Source organism: Clostridium sp. (assembly GCF_051654825.1).
Taxonomy (GTDB): domain Bacteria; phylum Bacillota; class Clostridia; order Clostridiales; family Clostridiaceae; genus Clostridium.
Window position 1 is genome coordinate 1 of the sequence record NZ_JBOFYU010000187.1, and the last position, 10,195, is coordinate 10,195.

The window sequence follows — 10,195 nt, forward strand, 5'->3', positions numbered from 1 at the left end:
GATCTGCAACTACACCAAGGTCATGTGTTATTAGTATTATTGATGTATTTAATTTATCTTTTAAATCCTTCATTAAATCTAATATTTGAGCTTGTATAGTAACATCTAAAGCTGTAGTAGGTTCATCTGCAATTATTAACTTTGGTTCACAAATTAAACTCATTGCAATCATAACTCTTTGTCTCATACCACCTGAAAATTCATGAGGATATTGTTTCATTCTCTTTTCTGGGCTTGGTATTCCAACTAACTCAAGCATTTTAATTGCAGCTTCAGTTGCTTCTTTTCTACTTATTTTTCTATGCTTAATTATTGGCTCTGTTAATTGATCTCCTACAGTAAAAACAGGATTTAATGATGTCATAGGATCTTGGAATATCATTCCTATATCATTTCCTCTAATACTTTCCATATCTCTTTCAGTAGCCTTTGATAAATCTTTACCATCAAAATAAATCTCTCCACCGGCAAGCTTACCATTATCAGCTAGAAGCCTCATAATAGACATCATAGTTACAGATTTACCACATCCTGATTCTCCAACTATTCCTAATGCTTCACCTTTATCTAAGTGGAAATTCACTCCTCTTACTGCTTGAACCTCACCTGCATGTGTTGAAAAGGAGGTTCTTAAATTCTTAACATCTAATAATTTACTCATTCGCTTGTCCCCCTATCTCTTATGCTTTGGATCTAATGCTTCTGTTAATCCATCACCTAATAAATTAAATGATAATATAATTAAACAAATTACTGCTGCTGGGAATATTAATTGGTATGGATGTACATATATTGCTCCCATTGCATCATTTGCAAGTGTTCCTAATGAAGCAAGAGGTGGATTAATTCCAAGCCCTATAAAGCTTAAGAAAGCTTCTGTGAATATAGCTTGTGGAACTAAAAGCGTCATTGTAACTAATATTGATCCCATACAGTTTGGTATTAAATGCTTAAATAATATTCTTATTTTAGAAGCTCCTAAAGTTCTTGCCGCTAAAACGAATTCTTGTTGTTTTAATTGAAGTATATCTCCTCTAACTATTCTAGCCATTCCTACCCAATAAGATATTGAAAGAGCTAATATTATAGTTCCTATACCACTTTTCCCACTTGTAGGATCATAAAATGAAGCCATTATTAAAACTACATATATTAAAGTTGGTATTGAGTATAATACATCTACTATTCTCATCATTAAGTTATCTATTTTTCCACCAGCAAAACCAGCTATTCCTCCATAGATAACACCTATGAACAAATTAATTACAGTTGCTGCAAATGCAATCATTAATGAATATCTTGCACCATACATAACTCTTACAAATAAATCTCTTCCTAATGCATCTGTACCAAACCAATGCATCCCATTAGGTTTAAGGTTTGTTTTACTTAAATCTGTAGCATCAAATGCAAATTTAGATATACTTGGCACTATTGCTGATGCAATTATTATTAATATAATAACTATTAAAGATACTAATGCTACCTTATTTCCTTTTAACCTTCTCCATGCGTCTTGCCAATAGCCAACACTTGGTCTAACTACTTGTTCGAATTTTTTTTCATCTTCGCTTAGAGGAGTAAAAAGTGATTTGTCCATATCAAAATTTTGTCCCATTATTTTTCCTCCTCCTATTATCCTTCTAGCTTAATTCTTGGGTCAATTACTACATATAAAACGTCTACTATTAAGTTAGCAACAACTATTAATGTACTATAGAAAACTAAAACCCCTAATAAAGCACTGTAATCTCTATTTAATACTGTTAGTGTAAATTCATTTCCTAAACCAGGTATTAAGAATATCTTTTCTACTACGAAACTTCCTGTTAATACCCCTGCAACTAATGGCCCTAAATAAGTAACTATTGGTATTAGTGAGTTTCTTAAAGCATGTTTAAAGATAACTGTTCTACCACTTAATCCTTTTGCCTTTGCAGTTCTTATATAATCTGATTTTAAAACATCAATTAATTTGCTTCTAGTTAATCTAGTTATAAATGCCATTGATGATAGTGATAATGCTATAACTGGCATAACATAATTTTTCCAACTACTTAATCCAGTAGCAGGTAATAGTTTTAATTTAACAGTAAAGATATATATTAATACTGCCCCTACTACGAAACTTGGAATTGTTATACCAAGTGTAGCTAGGATCATACATAATCTATCAGGCCACTTTCCTGCATTTAATGCTGATATAATTCCTAATAGTATTCCCACTGCTAATGATACTAATATTGCAACTCCTCCAACCTTTGCAGATTTTGGTGCTGAATACTTAATTGTATCTTTTACTTGTCTTCCTTTGAAAATCATTGATTCTCCAAGATCACCTTTTACAAGGTTTTTCATATAAATTGTATATTGTTCCCCTAATGGCTTGTCTAGTCCATATTTAGCATTTAAGTTAGCTTTAATTTCAGGTGTCATCTTATCAGTATTGAAAGGCCCCCCTGGCATTAAACGAACTAAGAAAAACGTTAAGGTAACAACTACCCAGATTGTCAAAATACATGTTAAAATTCTTTTCCCTATGTACTTTACCATTTGTTCATAACCCCCATTCATTGTTCTACATTTACTTACAAATTATAGATATTATTAATTATATTATATATTTAATTTTTGTCAATATTGTTTAATAAATTTTTATTCTTTATATTGATAATATGATAATATAAAATACCGTTTATAAACACTTTGTCAATAGACTTCACTCAATTAAGTAAACGCTTTCATTCCCATTTTAAGCCATTCTTTGCAAGCTATTTATGATTTCCTTCAATTTTTATATTATTATAAATTTACAAAAATAATATTTGATTATTTTTTTGATAAATTGGATAATTATACACATATCTTAAATTTTGTCCGTTTCACATAAACAAATTTAAAGTTTAGAAATAATATTTTTTTAATTTTTGTCATAAATTTTTAAAATATAAATTCTTTTATTATGTAAATTCTACAAAGCAAACCCTATAAATACTTATTTAATATAAAAAATAAGCCTATGTTATAAATCAATGTTCATATTGTAATGTTTCATAAATATTACGAGTAAACAAGTTTAATTAATAGTGAATAAGTAAAAGTGAATAGTTACCAAAACTATTCCTTTTTCATTCTTACTTCTTAACTCATAATATGAGTTATATAAACACAAGTTTAAAACATAGCCAAAAATAAAAGAAGCTCTATAAATAGAGCTTCTTTTATTTTAAACGGCACCTTCTTCACTTACAATATGATCAATATCAAGTTGATCTTCTTCAGCTACTTTTTCCATTTTAGAAATAGATACCTCATATGCAATCTTTTTAATAACATCAGTTTCATTTACTTTCTTTTGATATTCTCTACTTTGAAGTCTTCCCCAAACCTTAATATTGTCTCCAACTTCTAAAGTTTGACAAAATCTTGAATTTCTTCCCCATGCAATAGTTGGAATATAATCTGATTTATTATAAGCTCTATTAACAGCTAGTAATACATCAGCAATTTCTCTTCCAAATGGAGTAGTTCTGTAAACCGGTTCCTTACATATATATCCATCAAGGAATATTTCATTAGGATTTTTACTTCTTTCTATACATGGCTCAATATTTCTTGCAAATACAGTTAAAATTAACTTATTAGAACCATCTACAAATTTGTTATAAGATCTTAATTGCCCTTCTATAATTATATCCTTTCCAATTGAAAGATCCATATTAGCAATTAACCTTTCTGAAACAGTGATATTTAATATATCTACTGAATCACTTAATCTCATTACCTCAACTGAAAATGTATAGAACCCTTCACCATACATTTCATGACTAAATTCCAAATCTGAAATTACTGTACCCTCTAAATAAATTTTATTATTTAACATCAAGTTGTCCATCATAACCCCTCTCTCCCTTAGTAATTATTTTTTAATAAATTCCATTTTTTTCTACCCCATAAGATATATTTCCATTATAATACATATCATAGCTATTTTTCAATATTTTTTGAATATTTATTTTTTTCTTTGTTCTCCAGACTCATCAGTATAATAATCATCCATATAGATTAATTCTCCAACAGGTATAAACTTATACCCTTCATTTTGGAACTTAGGTATAATTTTATCTAAATTTTCAGGTGTATATTTTGCATTGTTATGAAATAACAAGATAGATCCTGATTTAGCTTTCTTTATAACACGTTGATATTCAGTTTCTGCTCCCGATTCCTTCCAATCTACAGAATCAACATCCCATTGAATACATTTATATCCAAGACTTGTAACAGTATTAAATGCTTGTTTATTATATTCACCACTTGGAAACCTAAAAAGCTTTGGTTTTTCTCCAATAGCTTCTTCAATTATTTTATCGGTTTTTTCTAACTCACTTTTTATCCGTTCCTCACTTATCTTTGTAAACATAGGATGAATATAGCTATGATTTGCAATTTCATGCCCCCTCTCTTTTATCTTTATAAGCTTTTCCTTATTTTCTTCTGTATAATTAACCCAACCTCCCATAATAAAGAAAGTAGCTTTTACATTATATTTGTCTAATACTTCTAATATGTTATAAATTTGATCATTTTCAGCCCAGTTAATATCAAATGTTAATGATAATACATTATCTTCTCTACTTACCCTATATATTGGCTGTTCTTCCGTAATGTTTAAAGCAACTGATTTATCATTATTTTTCATTAATACAGATGTTACCATTAATACTAACAATAAAATTAGTATCATGCTAACTTTAAATCGTCTTTTCACTTTTCACTACTCCTTATTTAAATTATAATCATATATATTCTTTTAAAATAATATTAATGACTATAATATTCCACTTTATAAATTTTATGATATAATTAAATAGATACTTTCGATGTGGAGGTTTAAAAATGTACGAAAACTCAGCTGAATTAGCAGAAAATAAATTGCTTGTGCTTTATGTAATCAAATCACTAAAGCACCCAATTACTAATGCTCAATTAACAGAAATAATTTTAGAGAATAATTTCATAAATTACTTTACTCTTCAACAATATGTTAGCGAACTTATAACTTCAGAGTTTTTAAAATATGATGTTATAAATGATAAAAATCTTATAACTATAACTGAAAAGGGTGCTAGCGTTTTATCATTTTTTGCTGATAGAATTTCAACAATGAAAAAGAAGATAATCGATGATTACCTTCTAGCAATGATGGATTCTATAAAAAAAGAACTTACTATACATAGCGATTATACCTTAGGAAAGGAAGATACATTTGTTGTTAATCTTCAAGCCCTAGAATCTGAAAGCTTACTTATTGACTTAAAGGTTTCTGTTCCTTCAAAAAAGCAAGCTGTATCTCTGTGTAATAGATGGAAATCAGATCCATCTGATATTTATACTAAAATAATGAATGCCTTATTTAGTGATAATTCTTAATACAAAGTCATAGCATTAGGTTCTTCTCCTACTGTTATGGCTTTTATTTTATTATTTTTCAAATCTATAACTAAAACTCTTCCATTTAAATAATCTGCTATAAATAAACATTCCTCATATTTAACTATTCCTTTAGGCATCCCTCCGATAAATAGCCTTTTTACTTCTTTTAAGCTTTGCAGATTTATTACACTTATCGTTCCATCATTTAAATTACTTATATATAAACTTTCATTGTCTTCCCACATATCAACTGGGTATTTTCCAACCTCTATCCTCTTTATAGACTTATAATCCTCTAAGGAGTAAATTTCTATAAAACCATTTGATTCCTCACTAATACAACTTTCACATATAAAAAGCATTTTTTTATTATTAGATACCCTTATTTTAGTAGGATTTTCTCCTGCTAAAATATTTCTAATTATAGTATTAGACTTTATATCAATAACTGATATATTGTGTGAAAGTAAATTAGATACAAAAAGAAGACTTTTTTCCTCATCTAATGCAATTTTTTGTGGCCACATATCTATAGGTATTTCTAGAATTATTCTATCTTCTAATAAATCATATACTACTATTGTATTTGATTCGCTACATGCTATATAAAGTTTTTTATCTATATAAACAATATCACTTGGTGATGGACCTATATATATAGAAGCTTCTTCTTTAAAACTATTACTATTTATAATAGATACTGAATTGTCATAACTATTAGTTACATATATATTATCATTACAAGTATATAACCCTTGAGGCCCTCTTTGTTTTTCACTAAACCTTAGGGGCAAACTCTCTACGGAATAATCTAATAAATTAATCTTTGAAATTGAATCACTTCCTGTATTACAAACAAGTATTGACTTCATAACGCTGCACCTCCATTCAGTAAAAAACTAATTATACTCTTAATATATGCTAGTTTTACTTTAATGGAACAATTATTTATTTTTTTGTACATTTTTCTACAAATTCACTTCACTTATTGTCATATCCAATATATAATACTATAGAATACTACATTGGAGGGATAAATATGTTCGTTTATAAAACAAGTGGAGTTTGTTCAACTGAAATACATATATCTGTAGAAGAAAATAAGATTCAAAATGTTGAATTTGTTAGAGGGTGTGCTGGTAATCTTTTAGGCTTATCTGTATTAGTTAAAGGAATGAATATAGATGAGGCTATTTCTAAGTTAAAAGGAATAGAATGTGGAAATAAAACTACTTCTTGCCCTGATCAACTTGCATTAGCATTAGAAAGCTATAAAAATTCTTTATAAAAAAAAGCTCCGAAATTTTCGGAGTTTTTTTTATTTAGCATGCATTAATTTACCTTCATAAACCTTCATTTTATGCATTTTTATATTAAATTCTCTTTCATAAACTCTTATTCCAGCTAGATCTTTTCCTGTTGCTATCGAAATAGTAACACCTTGCTTTATTCCTCTTGCCGATCTACCTGCTCTATGTAAGTAATCATTAGCATTAACAGGGAAATCTAAATTAAAGACATGAGTTATACCTTGAATATCTAAACCTCTTGCACTTATATCTGATGAAACTAAAATATTTATTTTCCCATTTCTAAAGCTTTCTAATGATCTTTGTCTTTCCTCTTTTGAAATATGTGATGAAATATTAAATGCTGGTTTTGAATGATAATTAAGCTTATGAGTTATCATTTCTATTTCAGTACTATTATTTACAAATACCATAGCCTTATCTGGATTTACTGCTGCTATAAGCTTTCTTAAAATTTCAAACTTATCTCTTCTTTCTCCTTCTATATACATATGAGTAATATTAGGATTTAAAGATGCCTTGCTTTTAGACTTAATTACAACAGGATCCTTCATTAACTCTTTAGCTATATTCATAGTATTTTCACTTATAGTCGCTGAAAATGCCATAAGCTGTCTATCTCTCATAGTTGTTTTTATTACATCTAATACAACCTTAGAATTATTTTTATCAAAAAGATTATCTGCTTCATCTATAACTATTGTTTTTATAGTATGTGCAGTTATTTTTTTCTTTCTAATTAAATCTAAAACTCTTCCTGTTGAACCTACAATTATATGTGGTTTTGTATCTTTAATTCTCTTTATTTGTTTATCTATATTTACATCACCTATTATAGGTAATGATGTAACTGCCATTTCTGAATTTTCAGCTAAAATCTTAACTTGATCTTCTATTTGCATAACTAGCTCATGAGTTGGTGCTAAAACTAATACTTGCATTTCTCTTTTTTCAGTATTTATTTTTTCAAAAATCGGAGCTAAATAAGCTAAAGTTTTCCCACTACCTGTATGAGCTTCTCCTATTACATCCTTATTTAAAAGAACTTCTGGAATTGCCTTTTCTTGAATTTCAGTCGGTTCTGTTATTCCTTGTTTACTAAGACCATTTACTATATTTGAATTTAAATTAAGCATTTCAAAATTTTTCATATGTTTCTCCTTTTAATTTAGTGTATCATCTCATTATATACTCTCTATAAACTTAATGCTAGTTAAAGTTTATATTAAAATAGAATCATCTCAAAATGATTCTATTTTTAATATTACTACTTTAATTTTCTTATATCTACATATTCATATATTATAATAAAAATTCTTCTTGATATTATATATACAAATGGAAGAAATATAATAAAAAAACCTTCAATTAAATTATAATAACTATAATATGCAAAGATAAATGAAATCAAAGCAGTTAATAGCCCAGAAATTATTTTAACTTTACTTATATATGATTTTTTAATAAACTCATCTCTAACAAATAAATCAAATAATATTCCATTAGCTTTAAAAGTTATTATAGAATAAATTATAAATAACAAACCTATTATTAGAGATAAAATTGTAACTGTAGTCATTACATCCTCCTAAAGCTAGTGTTTATATATATTATTAATTTATTCTAATAAGTGTGTAATTTTATTTTTTTCTACATCAAATTTTTCAATTTCTTTAATAACTTTATCCCTTAGAGACTTTACAGGAAAATTTTCTCCTGGACAAAGAGTACTTCCTTCTTCTCTATGTCCTACTATATCTCCAATATCATATTTTAAACTAATATAAACTGATAGCTCATATAAGCTTTCTACTTGTTCTATTGATAATCTTTCCTCTTCAAAATTTCCTTCTAAGCAGATACCTATACTTTCTTTATTTTTGCCTTTAGTATGAGCACCCTCTGCTTTTTCTGGCCGTCCTCTATATATTGTTCCATCTTTTCTAATATAAAATTGATACCCTATACCACTCCAGCCTTTTTCTTTATGAAAATCATGAATTTCTTCAGGACTCCATTCACTTGATGCAGAATGATGATATATTATCTCTTTTGGCTTATTGTTATAAACTAATTCTTCTCCCCAATCATAAACTATATCTTTTATATTAAGGTTATCCCTTAACTCATCAATTTTTTCGTCGCTTAAATTCTTACCATAAGTATCTCTATAACTAAATTTATACAATTTAACTATATCCGTCCTAAAATAATAACAAAAAGAAAGTATAAATACCAGTAAAAGCAGTATCCCTATATAAAACCACCACTTGTCTCTATGGATAACCTTCTTTTTTAAATTTTCCCTTTTATATGTGGTTCTCTTTTTTTTAGCTTTATATATCCTTCTCATAAAACCTCTCTTTCCAATATTTTACATTATATCATATAAAATATTCTTAAAAAAGAGATTTTAACTTTTATTATGTTAAATACTTTTTAATTAATTATCTATTCTTTAAAGTTTAAGGTTATGCACTTTCCCTCTTCACCAATTTCTACATTATTAAATATTTTTTTTGCATTAATTATATAATCTTCTATATCTAATATTGATGGACTAAAATGTGTAAGAATTAACCTATTTGCATTTCCTTTTTTAGATAAAGTAGCCGCTTCTTCAAATGTCATATGCTTGTTTTTTATAGCTTTTTCTATATCAGCACTATCTCCATAAGTTCCCTCACAAATAAATAAATCACTATCTTTTATAAAGTCTACTATATCATCTATAGGTCTACTATCTGTTATATAAGAAAGCTTTATACCTTCACGATTATCACCTAAAACCATATCTGATTTATATTCAATCTCATTATATATAACACTATTTTCTTTTTGAAGTTTATTCCATAGTACTTTTGGGATATTTAAATTCATTGCTTTATTTACATCAAACTTTCTTCCTCTCTTAATATAAAAAGCATATCCAATACAAGGAGCTGAATGATCTAAATCTAACAACTTTAAAATAACATCTTCATTTTCTAGTGTAATATTTGTGCTTTCCTTATTAATAGACAGTAATATTTCCTTTTTATTTTCTATAATTATTATTTCATATGGTAAATAAGGTATTAATACTCTTATTGCATCTATTGCATTTTTTATTCCTATTGGACCAACTATTATAATAGGTTCTATACGCCCACTATTTCCAATTGTTCCTAACAATCCAGGCAATCCATTTATATGGTCTCCATGTATATGAGTTATACAAATCACATCTATAGATTTAAATCCTGTTTTGTGTATTCGCATAGATACTTGTGTTCCTTCTCCACAATCTATTAAAATCTTTCTTCCCTTGTAATTAATTATTCCAGCTGACAAAAATCTATTAGGCATTGGCATTCCACCACCAATACCAAGAAGAGTAAAATCTATCATTATACACCCTCCATATTTATCATTGTTACTTTATATTTATTTAATAACAAGTTATTATT

12 protein-coding genes are annotated in these 10,195 nt (G+C 27.5%); 2 read left to right on the forward strand and 10 right to left on the reverse strand.

Going from position 1 to position 10,195, the window contains the following annotated elements:
* From ACRDBA_RS10875 to ACRDBA_RS10895, 5 genes are all read right to left on the reverse strand, one after another.
* A partial coding sequence (locus tag ACRDBA_RS10875; protein WP_438572936.1) for an ABC transporter ATP-binding protein occupies positions 1-661 on the reverse strand: 661 nt, incomplete at its 3' end.
* Positions 662-673: 12 nt separating this feature from the next.
* Positions 674-1,618: an ABC transporter permease gene (locus ACRDBA_RS10880; RefSeq protein WP_438572937.1), complete on the reverse strand. Its 945-nt coding sequence runs from the start codon at positions 1,616-1,618 to the stop codon at positions 674-676.
* Between the two features lie 17 nt (positions 1,619-1,635).
* A complete protein-coding gene (locus ACRDBA_RS10885; protein WP_438572938.1) occupies positions 1,636-2,553 on the reverse strand; it encodes an ABC transporter permease in 918 nt (305 codons plus the stop codon).
* Positions 2,554-3,226: 673 nt separating this feature from the next.
* A complete protein-coding gene (locus ACRDBA_RS10890; RefSeq protein ID WP_438572947.1) occupies positions 3,227-3,895 on the reverse strand; it encodes a single-stranded DNA-binding protein in 669 nt (222 codons plus the stop codon).
* 117 nt (positions 3,896-4,012) lie between these two features.
* Positions 4,013-4,771 (reverse strand): polysaccharide deacetylase family protein, encoded by a 759-nt coding sequence (locus tag ACRDBA_RS10895; protein ID WP_438572939.1) that lies wholly within the window; start codon positions 4,769-4,771, stop codon positions 4,013-4,015.
* A gap of 128 nt (positions 4,772-4,899) precedes the next feature.
* Here ACRDBA_RS10895 and ACRDBA_RS10900 point away from each other — a divergent pair, with 128 nt between their 5' ends.
* A complete protein-coding gene (locus ACRDBA_RS10900) occupies positions 4,900-5,433 on the forward strand; it encodes a DUF4364 family protein (protein ID WP_438572940.1) in 534 nt (177 codons plus the stop codon).
* Here the strand turns inward: ACRDBA_RS10900 and ACRDBA_RS10905 are convergent.
* Positions 5,430-6,308 (reverse strand): YncE family protein, encoded by an 879-nt coding sequence (locus tag ACRDBA_RS10905; RefSeq protein WP_438572941.1) that lies wholly within the window; start codon positions 6,306-6,308, stop codon positions 5,430-5,432. The two genes, ACRDBA_RS10900 and ACRDBA_RS10905, sit on opposite strands and share 4 nt — an antisense overlap.
* Positions 6,309-6,475: 167 nt before the next feature.
* On the opposite strand from ACRDBA_RS10905, the gene ACRDBA_RS10910 reads away from it, so the two are divergent.
* A complete protein-coding gene (locus ACRDBA_RS10910; RefSeq protein WP_438572942.1) occupies positions 6,476-6,724 on the forward strand; it encodes a TIGR03905 family TSCPD domain-containing protein in 249 nt (82 codons plus the stop codon).
* A 30-nt stretch (positions 6,725-6,754) separates the two neighbouring features.
* On the opposite strand, the gene ACRDBA_RS10915 is transcribed toward ACRDBA_RS10910, so the two are convergent.
* From ACRDBA_RS10915 to ACRDBA_RS10930, 4 genes are all read right to left on the reverse strand, one after another.
* Positions 6,755-7,897 (reverse strand): DEAD/DEAH box helicase, encoded by a 1,143-nt coding sequence (locus tag ACRDBA_RS10915; RefSeq protein ID WP_438572943.1) that lies wholly within the window; start codon positions 7,895-7,897, stop codon positions 6,755-6,757.
* A 116-nt stretch (positions 7,898-8,013) separates the two neighbouring features.
* Positions 8,014-8,325, reverse strand: a complete 312-nt coding sequence (locus ACRDBA_RS10920; RefSeq protein ID WP_438572944.1) for a hypothetical protein — start codon at positions 8,323-8,325, stop codon at positions 8,014-8,016.
* 39 nt (positions 8,326-8,364) lie between these two features.
* The gene (locus tag ACRDBA_RS10925; RefSeq protein WP_438572945.1) at positions 8,365-8,934 is read right to left on the reverse strand and encodes an N-acetylmuramoyl-L-alanine amidase; all 570 of its coding nucleotides are present in this window, start codon (positions 8,932-8,934) and stop codon (positions 8,365-8,367) included.
* 263 nt (positions 8,935-9,197) lie between these two features.
* Positions 9,198-10,136: a ribonuclease Z gene (locus ACRDBA_RS10930; RefSeq protein WP_438572946.1), complete on the reverse strand. Its 939-nt coding sequence runs from the start codon at positions 10,134-10,136 to the stop codon at positions 9,198-9,200.
* Positions 10,137-10,195: the final 59 nt, after the last annotated feature.

Coding starts and splice junctions, on each gene's coding strand:
- ACRDBA_RS10880 (WP_438572937.1), bottom strand. CDS start 1,618: ATGGGACAAAATTTTGATATGGACAAATCACTTTTTACTCCTCTAAGC.
- ACRDBA_RS10885 (WP_438572938.1), bottom strand. CDS start 2,553: ATGGTAAAGTACATAGGGAAAAGAATTTTAACATGTATTTTGACAATC.
- ACRDBA_RS10890 (WP_438572947.1), bottom strand. CDS start 3,895: ATGGACAACTTGATGTTAAATAATAAAATTTATTTAGAGGGTACAGTA.
- ACRDBA_RS10900 (WP_438572940.1), top strand. CDS start 4,900: ATGTACGAAAACTCAGCTGAATTAGCAGAAAATAAATTGCTTGTGCTT.
- ACRDBA_RS10905 (WP_438572941.1), bottom strand. CDS start 6,308: ATGAAGTCAATACTTGTTTGTAATACAGGAAGTGATTCAATTTCAAAG.
- ACRDBA_RS10910 (WP_438572942.1), top strand. CDS start 6,476: ATGTTCGTTTATAAAACAAGTGGAGTTTGTTCAACTGAAATACATATA.
- ACRDBA_RS10915 (WP_438572943.1), bottom strand. CDS start 7,897: ATGAAAAATTTTGAAATGCTTAATTTAAATTCAAATATAGTAAATGGT.
- ACRDBA_RS10920 (WP_438572944.1), bottom strand. CDS start 8,325: ATGACTACAGTTACAATTTTATCTCTAATAATAGGTTTGTTATTTATA.
- ACRDBA_RS10930 (WP_438572946.1), bottom strand. CDS start 10,136: ATGATAGATTTTACTCTTCTTGGTATTGGTGGTGGAATGCCAATGCCT.